This is a genomic window from Variovorax raffinosi (assembly GCF_051216615.1).
Taxonomy (GTDB): Bacteria; Pseudomonadota; Gammaproteobacteria; order Burkholderiales; family Burkholderiaceae_C; genus Variovorax.
Genome location: NZ_JBPJZR010000008.1, coordinates 124061 through 140294 on the forward strand (window position 1 = coordinate 124061; position 16234 = coordinate 140294).

The window sequence follows — 16234 nt, forward strand, 5'->3', positions numbered from 1 at the left end:
AATTGCCGGATGGCTTCCACCCCACCGTCTTCCATGGCCAAGGGCTCGCCCCGGTCTCTGTCGGGCCTGAGCCCTTTTCTTCGCCCCTACCGCATCCAGATCGTGCTGGCGGCCCTCTTTCTGGTGATGGCAGCGGTCACTACGCTGGTTTTCCCTATCGCACTACGCAGTCTGATTGACGGCGGCTTGATCAACCCCGACAAGGGCGCCCAGACGATGGCGCTGCGCGAGCACTTCGGCGCGCTCTTCGCGGTGGCCGTGGCGCTCGGCCTTTTCTCGGCCGCGCGCTTCTATACGGTGAGCTGGCTCGGCGAGCGCGTCACCGCCGACATTCGCAATGCGGTCTACGGCCACGTGCTGAAACAGAGCCCGGCGTTCTTCGAGACGACGCAGACCGGCGAAGTGCTGTCGCGCCTCACGGCCGACACCACGCTGGTCCAGACGGTCGTCGGTTCGTCGCTGAGCATGGGGTTGCGCAATGCCGTGATGGGCGTCGGCGCGCTGGCCGTGCTGGTGTGGACCAACCCTTATGTGATGGTGCAGGTGCTGGGCATCCTCGTGCTGGTGGTGCTGCCGAGCATGTGGTTCGGCCGTCGTGTGCGCAAGCTGTCGCGCGCCAGCCAGGACCGCGTGGCCGACTCCAGCGCGATCGCCGCCGAGGTGCTGAACGCGATCCCGGTGGTACAGAGCTACACGGCCGAAGGCCGCGAGGCCGCCCGCTTCGACGCGTCGACCGAAAACGCCTTTCGCACCGCCGTGCGCCGCACCCGGGCGCGGTCGGTGCTGGTGGCCTTCATCATCATCGCGACCTCGGCTGCCCTGCTCTGGGGCCTGTATCAAGGCACGCAGGCGGTGCTTCGCGGCGACATCACGGCCGGCCACCTGGGCCAGACCGTGGTCTACGTCGCGATCCTGGCCAGCGCGACGGCCGTGCTCGGCGAGGTGTACGGCGACCTGCTGCGCGCCGCCGGCGCGACCGAACGCCTGATGGAGTTGCTGCACGCACCCACGGCCATCTTTTCGCCGAAAAATCCGGCCGCTACGGCCGTCCCTGCTGCCGGAAGCGCCATCAAATTCGACGCGGTGACTTTTCACTATCCGTCCCGGCCGGGCACGCCCGCGCTGCGCGACTTCAGCCTGGACGTTGCGCCGGGCGAAACCGTGGCACTGGTGGGATCGAGCGGCGCGGGCAAGAGCACCGTGTTCCAGTTGCTGCTGCGCTACTACGACCCGCAATCGGGCCGCTTGCTGCTCGACGGCACACCGCTCGCCTCGCTCGCCCTGGACGACCTTCGCACGCGCATCGGCCTCGTGCCGCAGGATGCGGTGATCTTCTCGACCAGCGCCTTCGAGAACATCCGCTATGGCCGTCCCGAGGCGACAGCCGACGAAGTGCATGCCGCCGCCCGCGCGGCCTTTGCCCACGACTTCCTGCAGGCACTCCCCGAGGGCTACGACACTTTCCTCGGCGAGCGCGGCGTGCGCCTGTCAGGCGGACAGCGCCAGCGCATCGCGATCGCACGCGCAATTCTCAAGAACCCGCCGCTGCTGCTGCTCGACGAGGCCACCAGCGCGCTGGATGCGGAAAGCGAGCGCATGGTGCAGGCCGCACTCGAATCGGCGATGGAGGGCCGCACCACGGTCGTGATCGCGCACCGACTGGCGACTGTGCAGAAGGCCGACCGCATCGTGGTGCTGGACCACGGCGGCATCGTCGAACAGGGAACGCATGCGACGCTGGTCGCACAGGGCGGTGTGTACGCGCGCCTTGCGGCGCTCCAGTTCACGGCCTAAACGCCGGTCGGCCCAGGGCGGTTACTGCAGCGTTTCCTTGAGCGCCGCCGGAATCGGCAGCGGCATCACCGCAATGCCTTCATCGAGCAGCGCTTCGGTCTGCTCGGGCGTTGCCTGGCCGCGGATGCCGCGCTCTTCGGCCTCGCCATAGTGCATCTTTCTCGCCTCGTCGGCAAAGCGGTCGCCGACGTCCTCCGTCTTCGCCATGACCTCGCGCACGGCGCGCATCCAGCGGGCTTCGGGCGACAGGGATGCGGGAGAGTTCGAGGAGGAGTAAGAAGCAGGCGCGGCGGCCGCCGGCTCCTGTGGCGCCTTGGCATTGCCAAGATTGAGGCGCGGCGCGCTCAGCAGCTTGACGATGGCCGTGTCGCCACAGATCGGGCATTCGACCAATCCGCCGGCCAATTGGGTTTCGAAGGCTTCGTTGGACGCGAACCAGCCCTCGAAGCCATGGCCATGCGTGCAGCGGAGATCGAGAACCTTCATGCGCGGATTATCCCGCGCCGCCTTGCGAAGGCGCAGCCTGCCAGTCCAGAGCCCATGCACCCGACAGAACGTTCTGCAGCCACAGCGTGCAGGTCAGCGTCTTGGCGTCGGTCACGGTGCCGTTGCGGCACCAGCCGGCCAGCTCTTCAGGCGTGGCCGTGAACACGTCGAGAAACTCGCCATGGTCGAGCTGGCGCTCGCCGAGCGTGAGCCCGCGGGCAAAGTAGATGTGGATGATTTCGGTCGAGTACGCAACAGCCAGGTGCATCGCGCCGGCATGTGCCCACTCGCGCGCGGTGTAGCCCGTTTCTTCGAGCAGTTCGCGCTTGCCGCAGACGAAAGGATCCTCTCCCGCATCGAGCTTGCCGGCCGGAAACTCGACCATCACATGGCCGACCGGGTAGCGGAACTGACGTTCCAGCACCACGCGGCCGTCTTCGAGCATCGGAATCACCACCACGGCGCCGGGATGCACCACGTACTCGCGCGTGGCGCTGTGGCCGTCGGGCAGGCGGATGGTGTCGCGCCGGGCCTCCAGGAACTTGCCCTTGAACAGCTCCTCGCGGCTGGTGAGCTCTTCCTTGAGGTGCGAATCGGTGGTGTCGATGGGCGAAGAAGTCATGTCGGTCAGTCAGTGCCTGTGCTTCATCAAATAGCGCCAGGTGAAACCTGGAAAGGCCAGCACGATGAACAGCGCGCCAGTCACCGCGTAGAACTCCCAGCCCTGCGATGCGATCTGCCCTGCCCTGCGCTCGAACAACAGGCCAACGCCGCCAGCCAGAAAGTACAAGACCACCAGTTCGGCAAAGCGCACCGCAAGCGACTTGGCCCGGCTCGGCAGCGGCACCGCGCCGAACAAGCGCTCATTGAGAAATGGCAGGTTGGCGGCCACCAGGGCCACCAACAGCACGACCCAGACCGACGCGGATTGCGACACCGGGTGGGCCGCGTCAGTGCGCCAGCGTGGCCACGATCGCGTCGTAGCAGAGCGTCATCAGGCCGCCGGGCACGATGCCCAGGATCAGGATGAGCGCGCCGTTGATCGTCAGTACGGCACGCACGTCGCGCGGCGCCGACACGGTGGTCGCCGTGACGGGTGCATCGAAGTACATGACCTTGACCACGCGCAGGTAGTAGAAGGCGCCGATCAGCGACATCATCACGGCGAACACCGCAAGACCGATGTAGATGGCCTGGCCCGAGGCGATCAGCGCCTGCAGCACGGCCAGCTTGGCGTAGAAGCCCACCAGCGGCGGCAGACCGGCCAGCGAGAACATCGCGATGGCCATCACACCGGCATACAGCGGGCTGCGCTGGTTCAGGCCTGCGAGGTCGGTGATCTCTTCGCTCTCGAAGCCTTCGCGCGCCAGCAGCAGGATGATGCCGAAGCTGGCCAGCGTGGTCAGCACGTAGGTCACGACGTAGAACATCGAGGCGCTGTAGGCGAACTGTGCGTTGTAGGTGCCTTGGTGGTCCGAGCCGGCAACCATGCCCAGCAGCATGAAGCCCATCTGCGAGATCGTCGAATAGGCCAGCATCCGCTTCAGATTGCTCTGCGCAATGGCGGCCAGGTTACCGACCAGCAGCGAAGCAATGGCGAGCACGGCAAGCATCTGCTGCCAGTCGATGGCCAGCGGTTGCAGGCCGTCCACCAGCAGGCGGATGATGATCGCGAAGGCAGCCAGTTCAGGCGCCGCGCCGATCAGCAGCGTGATCGCGGTCGGTGCGCCCTGGTAGACGTCGGGCACCCACATGTGGAAAGGCGCCGCCCCCACCTTGAACGCCAGGCCGGCCACGATGAACACCAGGCCGAACACCAGCACTTGGTGGTTCACCTTGCCGCTTGCGATGGCCTTGAACACTTCGTTGACGTCGAGCGAACCGGTGGCGCCGTACATCATCGACAGACCGTAGAGCAGGAAGCCGCTGGCCATGGCGCCGAGCACGAAGTACTTCATGGCGGCTTCGCTGGCGATCGCGTTGTCGCGGCGCAGCGCAACCAGCGCATAGCTGGACAGCGTGAGCAGTTCGAGGCCCAGGTAGATCAGCAGGAAGTTGCTGCCCGAGATCATCACGAACATGCCAAGCAGCGCGAACATGCTCATGGTGAACATTTCGCCGCCGCGCAGCATGTCGCGGTCTGCCGCGTAGGGACGGCCGTAGACCAGCGTGACCATCAGGGCAACGGTGGCAAAGCACTTGAGCCAGTTGCCCATCGGGTCGCTGACGACCATACCGCCGAAACCGTAGGAGGTCTTGCCGTCGTAGGCCGCAAGGCCCGACAGCACGGCCACCACGGCCAGCGTGGCCAGCGTCAGCACGTAGGTGCGGGTGCGGCGATGGCTGGTAGTGGACAGGTCGACCAGCGCAATGATGCAGGTCATGACCAGCAGCACGATTTCGGGGTAGATCGTGACCCAGCTGAGTTTGTCAATCATCTAGTTCTCTTCTTCAGCGTGGAATCAGGGCAGCTTCGAAATCGCCGTGTGGCGCAGGAGCTCGACCACCGAAGCGTCCATCGCATCGGTGAAAGGCTTCGGATACAGGCCCATCCACAGCACGGCAATGGCCAGCAGCGACAGCATCAGGAATTCGCGGGCATTGATGTCCTTGAGTTCCTTGACGTGGTCGTTGCCGATCGGGCCGAGGTACACGCGCTTGTACATCCAGAGGGTGTAGGCCGCACCGAAGATCAGCGCGGTGGCAGCGCCAAGGCCGATCCAGAAATTGGCCTTGACGGCACCAAGGATGACCATCCACTCGCCCACGAAACCGGCAGTGCCCGGCAGGCCGCAATTGGCCATGGCGAACAGCAGCGCGAACGCGGCGAACTTGGGCATGGTGTTGACCACGCCGCCGTAGTCGGCGATCTGGCGCGAGTGCACGCGGTCGTACAGCACGCCGATGCCCAGGAACATGGCGCCCGACACGAAGCCGTGCGCAATCATCTGCACGATGCCGCCGGACACGCCCAGCTCGTTGAAGATGAAGAAGCCGAGCGTCACGAAGCCCATGTGGGCCACCGACGAGTAAGCCACCAGCTTCTTCATGTCCTGCTGCACCAGCGCAACCAGGCCCACGTAGATCACGGCGATCAGCGACAGCGCGATCATGAGCCAGGCCCATTCATGCGAGGCGTCGGGCGCGATCGGCATCGAGAAGCGCAGGAAGCCGTAGGCGCCCAGCTTCAGCATGATCGCGGCCAGCACGGCCGAGCCGCCGGTAGGTGCCTCGACGTGCACGTCGGGCAGCCAAGTGTGGACCGGCCACATCGGCACCTTCACGGCGAAGGCCGCGAAGAAGGCGAAGAACAGGAAGGTCTGCGCGGTGGAGCCCAGCGGCAGCTTGTGCCAGCTCAGGATGTCGAAGCTGCCGCCCGACTTGTTGTACAGGAAGATCAGCGCCACCAGCATCAGCAGCGAGCCGAGCAAGGTGTACAGGAAGAACTTGAACGCCGCGTAGATCTTGTTCGGGCCGCCCCAGATACCGATGATCAGATACATCGGGATCAGCGTGGCTTCGAAGAACACGTAGAACAGGACGCCGTCGAGCGCCGAGAACACGCCGATCATGAAACCCGACAGGATCAGGAACGCGCCCATGTACTGGTTCACGCGTTCGGTGATGACTTCCCAGGCGGAGATGACGACGATGACCGTGATGAACGACGTCAGCAGCACCAGCCAGAGCGACAAGCCGTCGACCCCGAGGTGATAGTTGACGTTGAAGCGCGCGATCCAGCCCGTCTTTTCGACGAACTGCATGGCGGCGGTCCCGTTCTGGAAGCGCGTGAACAGCGGCACCGTGACCAGAAAGCTCACGATGGCACCGATGAGCGCGACCCAGCGGACACCCCTGGCGTGCTCGTCACGGCCAAACGCCAGCAGCACGGCGCCGAATGCTATCGGCACCCAGATGGCAAGGCTCAACAAACCCATTTTTCTTTTTCTCCAGCGTTCAGGTTCAGCGTTTGAACCAGACGAAGTACGTCATCAGGATGAAGATGCCGAGCAGCATCGCGAAGGCGTAGTGATAGATGTAGCCCGACTGCATCCAGCGAACCACGCCGGCAATCCGGCCAACCACTTTCCACGAACCGTTGACGACGGCGCCATCGATCAGCGCCTGGTCGCCGCCCTTCCACAGACCGGTGCCGAGTGCACGCGTGCCGCGGGCGATGACGTTCTCGTTGAACCAGTCCATGTAGTACTTGTTCTCGAGCAGGCGGTAGATCGGGCCGCAGGCACGCTTGATCGCGGCCGGCAGCGCCGGGTTGATCATGTACATGTACCAGGACAAGACCACGCCAGCCAGTGCGAGCCAGAACGGCGCTGCCGTCAGGCCGTGGATGGCCATGGCCACGGGGCCGTGGAAGCCTTCTTCGAGTTCCTTCATGGCGTGATGCTTGACACCGTCCACGAAGATCGCGTTCTTGAAGAACTCGCCGAACAGCATCGGCTCGATCGTCATGAAGCCGATCACCACCGAGGGAATGGCCAGCAGCACCAGCGGCAGCCAGACCACCATTGGCGATTCGTGCGGCTTGTGGTCGTGGTGGCCATGGCCGTGATCGTCGGCGTGACCATGGTCGTCATGGTGCGCGTCGGGGTTCTGGTCGTAGCGTTCCTTGCCGTGGAAGACCAGGAAGTACATGCGGAACGAATAGAAGGCCGTGATGAACACGCCGGCCAGCACCGCGTAGTACGCGAAGTTCGCACCCCACAGGTGGCTTTCGTGCACCGCTTCGATGATGCTGTCCTTCGAGTAGAAGCCGGCGAAGAACGGCGTGCCGATCAGCGCGAGCGAACCCAGCAGCGAAGTGATCCAGGTGATCGGCATGTACTTGCGCACGCCGCCCATCCAGCGGATGTCCTGGTTGTGGTGCATGCCGATGATGACCGAGCCGGCGCCGAGGAACAGCAGCGCCTTGAAGAACGCGTGCGTCATCAGGTGGAACACCGCGACCGAGTAGGCCGAGGCACCGAGCGCCACCGTCATGTAGCCGAGCTGCGAGAGCGTCGAGTACGCGACCACGCGCTTGATGTCGTTCTGGATGATGCCCAGGAAGCCCATGAACAGCGCGGTGATGGCGCCGATCACGAGGATGAAGCTCAGTGCCGTGTCGCTCAGCTCGAACAACGGCGACATGCGTGCCACCATGAAGATGCCGGCCGTCACCATGGTTGCCGCGTGGATCAGCGCCGAGATGGGGGTCGGGCCTTCCATCGAGTCGGGCAGCCACACGTGCAGCGGGAACTGCGCGCTCTTGCCCATCGCGCCGATGAACAGGCAGATGCAGATCACCGTGATGAGCATCCACTCGGTGCCCGGGAAGGTGATGCCGGCCAGCATGTTGGCCTTGGCGAAGGCTTCGGTGTAGTTCAGCGTGCCGGCGTAGGCCGCGATCAGGCCTATGCCCAGGATGAAGCCGAAGTCGCCCACACGGTTGACCAGGAAGGCCTTCATGTTCGCGAAGATCGCGGTCGGCTTGTTGAACCAGAAGCCGATCAGCAGGTACGACACCAGGCCCACTGCTTCCCAGCCGAAGAACAGCTGGAGCATGTTGTTGCTCATGACGAGCATCAGCATCGAGAAGGTGAACAGCGAGATGTACGAGAAGAAGCGGTTATAGCCGTCGTCTTCTTCCATGTAGCCGATGGTGTAGATGTGGACCATCAGCGACACGAAGGTCACGACGCACATCATCATGGCCGTGAGGCCGTCGACCATGAAGCCGACTTCCATCTTCAGGCCGCCCACGACCATCCACTCGTAGAGGGTGGCGTTGAAGCGGGCACCGTCGACCACCACGCTCTTGAGCGTCATGGCCGAGATGATGAAGGCGACCAGCACGCCCAGGATGGTCAGCGAATGCGTGACCTTGCGGCCGATGTGATTGCCACCGAACTGGGTGCCGAACAGGCCTGCGACGGCGGCGCCGACCAGGGGTGCCAGCGGCACGGCCAGCAAGGTGGATGCGGAAAGGGTTGCGCTCATACTGCTATCAACCCTTGAGGGAGTTGAGTTCGTCGACGTTGATGCTCGACTTGTTGCGGAACAGCAGAACCAGCAAGGCCAGCCCGATGGCCGACTCGGCCGCGGCCACCGTCAGGATGAAGAACACGAAGATCTGGCCGTGCATGTCGCCCAGGAAATGCGAGAACGCCACGAAGTTCATGTTGACCGCGAGCAGCATCAGCTCGATGGCCATCAGCAGAACGATCAGGTTCTTGCGGTTCAGGAAGATGCCGATCACAGACAGCGCGAAGAGCATCGCGCCGAGCGAAAGAAAGTGTCCGAGCGTGAGCGTCATGCCTTGTTTTCCTTTGCCGCGTCCGCAGGTGCTGCTTCAGGCACGGGTTCAGCCGCACGCGTCACCGGCATCTGCACGATGCGTACACGGTCGCGCGCCTTCACGCGCACCTGGTCGGCCGGGTTGGTGTACTTGCTGTCCTTGCGGGTGCGCAGCGTCAACGCGATGGCGGCCACGATGGCCACGAGCAGGATGACCGCGGCAATTTCCAGCGGATAGAGGTATTCGGTGTAGAGCAGCTTGCCCAGCTCGAGCGTGTTGGAGCTGTTGGCGGCCATGGGGCCGGTGGCGGCACGCGGGGCTTCGCCCAGGCGGAAGCCGCCCATCAGCACAGCGGCCATTTCAAGCGCGATCAGCGCACCTACGCCGGCCGCCAGCGGGAAGTGCTTCCAGAAGCCCTCTCGCAAGCCGTCGACGTTGATGTCCAGCATCATCACGACGAAAAGGAACAGCACCATCACGGCGCCGACATACACCAGCACGAGCGAGATCGCGAGGAACTCGGCGCGCAGCAGCAGCCAGATGGCCGATGCCTGGAAGAAAGCCAACACCAGGTACAGCGCGGCGTACACGGGGTTGCGTGCGGTGATGACGCGGAAGGCTGCAAACAGCAGCACCGCGGCAAACAGATAGAACAGACCGGTCTTGACGTCCATTGGAATTCGAATTGGTACGGGGTTCGGGCTGGTCGGAATCAGCGGTACTTGGCGTCGGCCGCCTTGTTCGCTGCGATTTCTTTTTCGTAGCGGTCGCCCACGGCCAACAGCATGTCCTTGGTGAAGTACAGGTCGCCCCGCTTTTCGCCGTGGTATTCGAAGATGTGGGTCTCGACGATCGAGTCGACCGGGCAGCTCTCTTCGCAGAAGCCGCAGAAGATGCACTTGGTCAGGTCGATGTCGTAGCGCGAGGTGCGGCGCGAGCCGTCGTCGCGCACTTCGGATTCGATGGTGATGGCCAGCGCCGGGCAGACGGCTTCGCAGAGCTTGCAGGCAATGCAGCGCTCTTCGCCGTTTTCATAGCGGCGCAGTGCGTGCAGGCCGCGAAAACGCGGCGACAGCGGCGTCTTCTCTTCGGGGAACTGCACCGTGATCTTGCGGGCGAAGGCGTATTTGCCCGTGATCGCCAGGCCCTTGAACAATTCGAACAGCATGAAGCTGCTCAGAAAATCCTTGAGCGAGAACGGCGCGGACGGTGTTGCGGTGTGCGCAGCAGACATGGTGTTGGCGCTTCCTGTTATTTCCAGATGTTGAACGGCGTCTGCATCCAGCCACCGACCACGACCAGCCACACGAGGGTGACGGGAATGAAGATCTTCCAGCCCAGACGCATGATCTGGTCATAACGGAAGCGCGGGAACGTCGAGCGCACCCACAGGAACATGGTGACCACGCAGAAGGTCTTGGCGCCCAGCCAGATCCAGCCCGGAATGAAGCTCAGGAACTCGAACGGAGGCAGCCATCCGCCGAGGAACAACACGACGGTCAGGATCGAGACCAGCCACATGTTGGCGTACTCGGCCAGGAAGAACATCGCGAAGCTCATGCCCGAGTACTCGATCATGTGGCCGGCAACGATTTCGGACTCGCCTTCCACCACGTCGAACGGATGGCGATTGGTTTCGGCCAGGCCCGAGATGAAGTAGACGACGAAGATCGGCAGCAGCGGCAGCCAGTTCCACGACAGGAAGCCGACGCCCATGTTGGCGAACATGCCCTTGCCCTGAACGTTCACGATTTCGCTCATGTTCAGGCTGCCGGTGACCATCAGCACCACGACGAAGCAGAAGCCCATCGCGATTTCGTAGCTCACCATCTGTGCCGAGGCGCGCAGCGCGCCAAGGAAAGCGTACTTCGAGTTCGAAGCCCAGCCGGCAATGATCACGCCGTACACCTCGAGCGAGGTGATGGCCATCACGAACAGCAGGCCGGCATTGATGTTGGCCAGCGCCACATCGGGGCCGAAGGGAATCACGGCCCATGCGGCGAGCGCCGGCATGATGGTCATGACCGGGCCGAGCAGAAACAACCCCTTGTTGGCGACCGTCGGAAGAATGATTTCCTTGGTCATCAGCTTGAGCGCGTCGGCGATCGGCTGCAGCAGACCCAGCGGGCCGGTGCGGTTGGGGCCGATGCGGATCTGCGTGAAGCCGATGGCCTTGCGTTCCCACAGCGTGAGGTAGGCCACGGCCAGCATCAGCGGGATCACGACCACGATGATCTTGATCAGCGTCCAGATCACGGGCCAGACCGCGGCGGTCCACCAGCCTGCGGCGACCAGCCCCTGGCCGAAGCCATGAATTGCGTCGATCATGCCAGTGCCTCCTCGGCACGCGCCGGTGCTGCAGTCGATGCATTGCGCGCGTCGGCCGTCAGTTGCAGCGACGGCGCGCGGCGAACGATCGAGTCGAGCTGGTAGATGCTGGCAACCACGGGAGCCGAAGCAGCGCCGTTGGAAGCCACAGCATTCGCAGCCGTCGCGTTGTTCAGGGCAGCAGCCGGCACGGTACCGCCCTCACCCACCGTCTTGAGCACGTCGGCGGTCGATTCGAATGCGAAGCCCGGCAGGCCCAGCAGATTGGCCAGCACGCGCAGCACCTTCCACGCCGGACGCGCTTCGCCTTGCGGCTTCACGACGGCATGGAAACCTTGCAGGCGGCCTTCGGCATTGACGAAGGTACCCGGCGTCTCGGTGAACGGAGCAATCGGGAGCAGCACGTCGCTGAACGCCAGGTTGGCCTTGAAGGGGCTCAGCGTGACGACCATCTGTGCATTGCCGATGACGTCCGCAGCGGCAGCGCCGGCGGCCGAGTCGAACACGGGTTCGGTGTTCAGCAGCAGCACGGCCTTGAGGCCGGAGCCGGCGGCGAGCATGCGGCCGGCATCGAGGCCGCCGTTCTTCGGGAATGCGCCGACGAGCTGCGCACCCACGGTGTTGGCCGCTTCGGTCAGGTAGCCGACGGTGGCACCGGTTTGCGCACCGATCCAGTTCGCCAGGGCCAGCAGGCTGCCAGCTTGTGCGTGGTGGGCGGCGGCGTTGCCGAGCAGGATGGCCTTGCGTTCGCCGCTCAGCAGCGAGGCTGCGATGGCTTGCGCGGCGGCGTCGGGTGCGTTCTTCGGTGCCAGCGGCGCAGCGGTGCCATTGGTTTGGCCGATGGCGGCAGCCACGGCTGCCAGCGCTTCGACCCATTGGTCGGCATCGACGATCGACGCTTGTGCCACATCGATGGCCCAGGCGTTGCGATCGGCCATCAGGCTCGCCGAGGTGATCACCGACAGCGCGGCGCCCTTGCGCACGGCCTGGCGAATGCGCTGTGCGAACAGCGGATGTTCCTTGCGCAGGTTCGAGCCGACGACCAGCGCGCGCTGCACTTGCGTGAGCGAAGCGATCGAGGTGCCGAGCCAACGCACGCCTTCGAACGCCGTGAATTCGGCATTGCGCAGGCGGTAGTCGATGTTGTCGCTGCCGAGTTCACGCGTGAGCATGGCCGCGAGCTGCAGCTCTTCGAGCGTGCTGTGCGGGCTGACCAGCGTGCCGATGCTTTGTGCACCGTGGTCGGTCTTGATCTGCTTGAGGCCATTGGCGACGTATTCGAGCGCCGTCTGCCAGTCGACCTGCTGCCACTGGCCGCCCTGCTTGAGCATGGGCTGCGTCAGGCGTTCCGGACCGTTGAGCGCTTCGTAGGAGAAACGGTCGCGGTCGGCAATCCAGCATTCGTTGACGTCTTCGTTCTCGAGCGGCACCACGCGCATCACGCGGTTGTTCTTGACCTGGACGATCAGGTTGGCACCGGTGGAGTCATGCGGGCTCACCGACTTGCGGCGCGACAGTTCCCAGGTGCGGGCGCTGTAGCGGAACGGCTTGCTCGTGAGCGCGCCGACCGGGCAGATGTCGATCATGTTGCCCGAGAGTTCGGAGTCGACCGAGTCGCCAACGAAGGTTTCGATTTCGGAATGCTCGCCACGTTGCGTCATGCCGAGCTCCATCACGCCGGCCACTTCCTGGCCAAAGCGGACGCAGCGCGTGCAGTGAATGCAGCGGCTCATTTCTTCCATGCTGATCAGCGGGCCGACGTCCTTGTGGAACACGACGCGCTTTTCTTCTTCGTAGCGCGAAGAAGAACCGCCGTAGCCGACGGCCAGGTCTTGCAACTGGCATTCGCCGCCCTGGTCGCAGATCGGGCAGTCCAGCGGGTGGTTGATCAGGAGGAATTCCATGACCGACTGCTGCGCCTTGATGGCCTTCTCGCTCTTGGTGCGAACGATCATGCCCTGCGTGACGGGCGTGGCGCAGGCCGGCATCGGCTTGGGCGCCTTTTCCACGTCGACCAGGCACATGCGGCAGTTGGCCGCAATGCTGAGTTTCTTGTGATAGCAGAAGTGCGGAATGTACGTGCCCGCCTTGTCGGCCGCATGCATGATCATGCTGCCTTCGGTCACGTCGACCTTCTTGCCGTCGAGTTCGATTTCAACCATATATGTGTTTCTCGGCTCAGGCCTTGACCGGGGCTTGGGGGACGTAACCCGGAATCAGGGCCTCGAACTCGTGGCGGAAGTGCTTGATCATTGCGCGCACCGGCATGGCCGCTGCGTCGCCGAGGGCGCAGATGGTGCGGCCCATGATGTCGCCAGCGACGGAGTCCAGCAGTTGCAGATCGCTGGGCTTACCCTGTCCGTTGTGAATGCGGTCCACCACGCGGTAGAGCCAGCCCGTGCCTTCGCGGCAGGGCGTGCACTGGCCACAGGACTCGTGCATGTAGAAGTACGAGAGGCGCTTGAGCGATTCGACCATCGAACGGCTGTCGTCCATGACGATGACCGCGCCCGAGCCCAGCATGGAGCCGGCCTTGGCGATCGAGTCGTAGTCCATGGTGCAAGCCATCATGATGTCGGCCGGCAGCACCGGCGACGACGATCCACCAGGGATCACAGCCTTCAGCGTGCGGCCCTTGCGGACACCGCCAGCCAATTCGAGCAGCTTGGAGAACGGCGTGCCCATGGGCACTTCGTAGTTGCCCGGCAACTCGACGTCACCGCTCACCGAATAGATCTTGGTGCCGCCGTTGTTCGGCTTGCCGCATTCGAGGTAGGCCGGGCCGCCATTGCGGATGATCCAGGGCACCGCCGCGAAGGTCTCGGTGTTGTTGATGGTGGTCGGTTTGCCGTACAGGCCGAAGCTCGCCGGGAACGGCGGCTTGAAGCGCGGCTGGCCCTTCTTGCCTTCGAGCGATTCGAGCAGCGCGGTTTCTTCGCCGCAGATGTAGGCACCGAAGCCGTGGGCGGCGTGCAACTGGAAGTTGTACGTGCTGCCCATGATCTTGTCGCCGAGATAGCCGGCGGCGCGTGCTTCCTCGAGGGCTGCCTCGAAGCGGTCGTAGCTCTCGAAGATCTCGCCGTGGATGTAGTTGTAGCCGACGCTGATGCCCATTGCATAAGCAGCAATGGCCATGCCTTCGATCACGATGTGCGGGTTGAACTGCAGGATGTCGCGGTCCTTGCACGTGCCCGGCTCGCCTTCGTCCGAGTTGCAGACGAGGTACTTCTGGCCCGGGAACTGGCGGGGCATGAAGCTCCACTTCAGGCCGGTCGGAAAACCTGCGCCGCCACGGCCGCGCAGGCCCGAGGCCTTGACTTCGGCGATCACCTGATCGGGCGTGAGGCCCTCGGTCAGGATCTTGCGCAGCGCCTGGTAGCCGCCGCGCGCTTCGTAGTCGGCCAGGCGCCAGTTGGTGCCGTCGAGACCGGCATAGATCTGCGGCTCGATGTGACGGTCATGGAAGCAGGTCTGGACGCCGGTGGCCTGGAACTGCTGGAGCACTTGTTCGGGTGACATCACGAAGCCTCCCCTTTGGTGGCCGGCACGGCAGTGCGCAGGCCGTCGATCAGCTGGTCGAGCTTCTCGTTGCTCATGAAGCTGCACATGGTGCGGTCGTTGACCAGCATCACGGGCGAATCGGCGCAAGCGCCCAGGCATTCGCTTTGCTGCAGCGTGAACAGGCCGTCGGCCGTGGTCTCGCCCATCTTGATGCCGAGCTTCTTCTCGAGATGTACGAGAGCCGTGACGCCGTCGCGCAACTGGCAAGGCAGGTTGGTGCACACGTTGAGCTTGAACTTGCCCACCGGGTGCTGGTTGTACATGTTGTAGAAGGTCGTCACTTCATGCACGGCGATGGCGGCCATGCCGAGGTACTCGGCAATCTCGCGCTCGCGCTGCAGGCTGACGTAGCCTTCGTCCTGCTGGACGATGGCCAGGCAGGCCATCACGGCGGATTGCTTGCCTGCTTCGGGGTACTTGGCGACTTCGCGCGCAAAGCGCTCGAGAATCGCAGGTTTCAACGGCGCCGAAGGCGCCGTGTCATGGTGGGTCGAGGAAGTCGTCATTCGCTCTTTCTCACCTGTCGATCTCGCCGAACACGATGTCCATCGTGCCGATCACCGCGACAGCGTCGGCGATCATGTGACCGCGCGACATTTCGTCGAGGGCGGCGAGGTGCGGGAAGCCAGGGGCGCGGATCTTCAGGCGGTACGGCTTGTTGGCGCCGTCGCTCACGAGATAGATGCCGAACTCGCCCTTCGGATGCTCGACGGCGGCATACGCTTCGCCTTCGGGCACATGGAAGCCTTCGGTGAAGAGCTTGAAATGGTGGATCAGCTCCTCCATGTTCGCCTTCATCGATTCGCGCGCAGGCGCGGCGACCTTGTGGTTGTCGGTGATGACCGGACCGGGATTCACGCGCAGCCATGCAGAGCATTGCTGGATGATCTTGTTGGCCTGGCGCATTTCTTCGACGCGCACGAGGTAACGGTCGTAGCAGTCGCCGGTCTTGCCGACCGGCACGTCGAACTTCATCTGGTCGTAGACGTCGTACGGCTGCTTCTTGCGCAGGTCCCATTCGATGCCCGAGCCACGCAGCATCGGACCGGTGAAGCCGAGGTTGAGCGCGCGCTCTGGCGTCACAACGCCGATGCCCACGGTGCGCTGCTTCCAGATGCGGTTGTCGGTGAGCAGCGTCTCGTACTCGTCGACCATCTTCGGGAAGCGCTTGCAGAAGTCGTCGATGAAGTCGAGCAACGAACCCTGGCGGTTTTCGTTCAGACGCTCGATTGCCTTCGCGTTCTTGATCTTGCTGACCTTGTACTGCGGCATCGCATCCGGCAGGTCGCGGTAGACGCCACCCGGACGGAAATACGCCGCGTGCATGCGCGCGCCGGACACGGCCTCGTACATGTCAAACAGGTCTTCACGCTCGCGGAAGCAGTAGATGAGCATGTTCATCGCGCCGCAATCCAGACCGTGCGCACCGAGCCACAGCAGGTGGTTCAGCAGACGGGTGATTTCGGCGAACATCACGCGGATGTACTGCGCACGGATCGGCACTTCGAGGCCCATCATCCGCTCGATGGCGAGGCAGTAGGCGTGCTCGTTGGACATCATCGACACATAGTCGAGGCGGTCCATGTAGGGCAGCGACTGGATGAAGGTGCGCGATTCGGCGAGCTTTTCGGTCGCGCGATGCAGCAGGCCGATGTGCGGGTCGGCGCGCTGGATCACTTCGCCGTCCAGCTCCAGCACCAGGCGCAACACGCCGTGTGCAGCAGGATGCTGGGGACCGAAGTTGAGTGTGTAGTTCTTGATTTCGGCCAT

The 16234-nt window shown here is 63.7% G+C and carries 15 protein-coding genes; 1 reads left to right on the forward strand and 14 read right to left on the reverse strand.

Annotation, left to right across the window (positions count from 1 at the left end):
- Nucleotides 1-9 precede the first annotated feature (9 nt).
- Nucleotides 10-1794, forward strand: a complete 1785-nt coding sequence (locus ACSFB7_RS23095) for an ABC transporter transmembrane domain-containing protein (protein ID WP_435474324.1) — start codon at nucleotides 10-12, stop codon at nucleotides 1792-1794.
- Between the two features lie 21 nt (nucleotides 1795-1815).
- Here the strand turns inward: ACSFB7_RS23095 and ACSFB7_RS23100 are convergent, their stop codons facing one another.
- The 14 genes from ACSFB7_RS23100 to ACSFB7_RS23165 are packed head-to-tail and all read right to left on the reverse strand — an operon-like array spanning nucleotide 1816 to nucleotide 16234.
- Nucleotides 1816-2280: a DUF1178 family protein gene (locus ACSFB7_RS23100; RefSeq protein WP_435474326.1), complete on the reverse strand. Its 465-nt coding sequence runs from the start codon at nucleotides 2278-2280 to the stop codon at nucleotides 1816-1818.
- 7 nt (nucleotides 2281-2287) lie between these two features.
- Nucleotides 2288-2902, reverse strand: coding sequence for an NUDIX domain-containing protein (locus ACSFB7_RS23105; RefSeq protein ID WP_435474328.1), 615 nt, complete (start codon nucleotides 2900-2902; stop codon nucleotides 2288-2290).
- Nucleotides 2903-2911: 9 nt separating this feature from the next.
- Nucleotides 2912-3217 carry a DUF2818 family protein gene (locus ACSFB7_RS23110; protein ID WP_435474330.1) on the reverse strand — a complete coding sequence of 102 codons (306 nt, stop codon included), beginning with the start codon at nucleotides 3215-3217 and terminating at the stop codon, nucleotides 2912-2914.
- Nucleotides 3218-3230: 13 nt separating this feature from the next.
- Entirely contained in the window at nucleotides 3231-4718 is a 1488-nt protein-coding gene (gene nuoN / locus ACSFB7_RS23115; protein WP_435474332.1) for an NADH-quinone oxidoreductase subunit NuoN, read from the reverse strand.
- 24 nt (nucleotides 4719-4742) lie between these two features.
- Entirely contained in the window at nucleotides 4743-6218 is a 1476-nt protein-coding gene (locus tag ACSFB7_RS23120; protein WP_435474334.1) for an NADH-quinone oxidoreductase subunit M, read from the reverse strand.
- A gap of 25 nt (nucleotides 6219-6243) precedes the next feature.
- Nucleotides 6244-8277: an NADH-quinone oxidoreductase subunit L gene (gene nuoL / locus ACSFB7_RS23125; protein ID WP_435474336.1), complete on the reverse strand. Its 2034-nt coding sequence runs from the start codon at nucleotides 8275-8277 to the stop codon at nucleotides 6244-6246.
- Between the two features lie 7 nt (nucleotides 8278-8284).
- Nucleotides 8285-8593, reverse strand: coding sequence for an NADH-quinone oxidoreductase subunit NuoK (nuoK, locus tag ACSFB7_RS23130; RefSeq protein ID WP_093339357.1), 309 nt, complete (start codon nucleotides 8591-8593; stop codon nucleotides 8285-8287).
- Nucleotides 8590-9249 (reverse strand): NADH-quinone oxidoreductase subunit J, encoded by a 660-nt coding sequence (locus tag ACSFB7_RS23135; RefSeq protein ID WP_435474338.1) that lies wholly within the window; start codon nucleotides 9247-9249, stop codon nucleotides 8590-8592. Before ACSFB7_RS23135 ends, nuoK begins: the two co-directional genes overlap by 4 nt.
- A 38-nt stretch (nucleotides 9250-9287) precedes the next feature.
- Entirely contained in the window at nucleotides 9288-9809 is a 522-nt protein-coding gene (nuoI, locus tag ACSFB7_RS23140) for an NADH-quinone oxidoreductase subunit NuoI (protein WP_187110972.1), read from the reverse strand.
- 17 nt (nucleotides 9810-9826) lie between these two features.
- Nucleotides 9827-10903 carry an NADH-quinone oxidoreductase subunit NuoH gene (nuoH, locus tag ACSFB7_RS23145; RefSeq protein WP_435474340.1) on the reverse strand — a complete coding sequence of 359 codons (1077 nt, stop codon included), beginning with the start codon at nucleotides 10901-10903 and terminating at the stop codon, nucleotides 9827-9829.
- Nucleotides 10900-13065: an NADH-quinone oxidoreductase subunit NuoG gene (nuoG, locus tag ACSFB7_RS23150; protein ID WP_435474342.1), complete on the reverse strand. Its 2166-nt coding sequence runs from the start codon at nucleotides 13063-13065 to the stop codon at nucleotides 10900-10902. The genes nuoH and nuoG overlap by 4 nt, the downstream gene beginning before the upstream one ends.
- 16 nt (nucleotides 13066-13081) lie before the next feature.
- Complete coding sequence (gene nuoF / locus ACSFB7_RS23155) at nucleotides 13082-14422, reverse strand: NADH-quinone oxidoreductase subunit NuoF (RefSeq protein WP_435474343.1); 1341 nt, start codon at nucleotides 14420-14422, stop codon at nucleotides 13082-13084.
- Nucleotides 14422-14970, reverse strand: coding sequence for an NADH-quinone oxidoreductase subunit NuoE family protein (locus tag ACSFB7_RS23160; RefSeq protein WP_435474345.1), 549 nt, complete (start codon nucleotides 14968-14970; stop codon nucleotides 14422-14424). The genes nuoF and ACSFB7_RS23160 overlap by 1 nt, the downstream gene beginning before the upstream one ends.
- A 10-nt stretch (nucleotides 14971-14980) precedes the next feature.
- Nucleotides 14981-16234, reverse strand: coding sequence for an NADH-quinone oxidoreductase subunit D (locus tag ACSFB7_RS23165; protein WP_435474347.1), 1254 nt, complete (start codon nucleotides 16232-16234; stop codon nucleotides 14981-14983).

Coding starts and splice junctions, on each gene's coding strand:
- ACSFB7_RS23100 (WP_435474326.1), bottom strand. CDS start 2,280: ATGAAGGTTCTCGATCTCCGCTGCACGCATGGCCATGGCTTCGAGGGC.
- ACSFB7_RS23165 (WP_435474347.1), bottom strand. CDS start 16,234: ATGGCCGAAATCAAGAACTACACACTCAACTTCGGTCCCCAGCATCCT.
- nuoK (WP_093339357.1), bottom strand. CDS start 8,593: ATGACGCTCACGCTCGGACACTTTCTTTCGCTCGGCGCGATGCTCTTC.
- ACSFB7_RS23135 (WP_435474338.1), bottom strand. CDS start 9,249: ATGGACGTCAAGACCGGTCTGTTCTATCTGTTTGCCGCGGTGCTGCTG.
- ACSFB7_RS23120 (WP_435474334.1), bottom strand. CDS start 6,218: ATGGGTTTGTTGAGCCTTGCCATCTGGGTGCCGATAGCATTCGGCGCC.
- ACSFB7_RS23160 (WP_435474345.1), bottom strand. CDS start 14,970: ATGACGACTTCCTCGACCCACCATGACACGGCGCCTTCGGCGCCGTTG.
- nuoH (WP_435474340.1), bottom strand. CDS start 10,903: ATGATCGACGCAATTCATGGCTTCGGCCAGGGGCTGGTCGCCGCAGGC.
- nuoN (WP_435474332.1), bottom strand. CDS start 4,718: ATGATTGACAAACTCAGCTGGGTCACGATCTACCCCGAAATCGTGCTG.
- nuoG (WP_435474342.1), bottom strand. CDS start 13,065: ATGGTTGAAATCGAACTCGACGGCAAGAAGGTCGACGTGACCGAAGGC.
- nuoF (WP_435474343.1), bottom strand. CDS start 14,422: ATGTCACCCGAACAAGTGCTCCAGCAGTTCCAGGCCACCGGCGTCCAG.
- nuoL (WP_435474336.1), bottom strand. CDS start 8,277: ATGAGCGCAACCCTTTCCGCATCCACCTTGCTGGCCGTGCCGCTGGCA.
- nuoI (WP_187110972.1), bottom strand. CDS start 9,809: ATGTCTGCTGCGCACACCGCAACACCGTCCGCGCCGTTCTCGCTCAAG.
- ACSFB7_RS23095 (WP_435474324.1), top strand. CDS start 10: ATGGCTTCCACCCCACCGTCTTCCATGGCCAAGGGCTCGCCCCGGTCT.
- ACSFB7_RS23105 (WP_435474328.1), bottom strand. CDS start 2,902: ATGACTTCTTCGCCCATCGACACCACCGATTCGCACCTCAAGGAAGAG.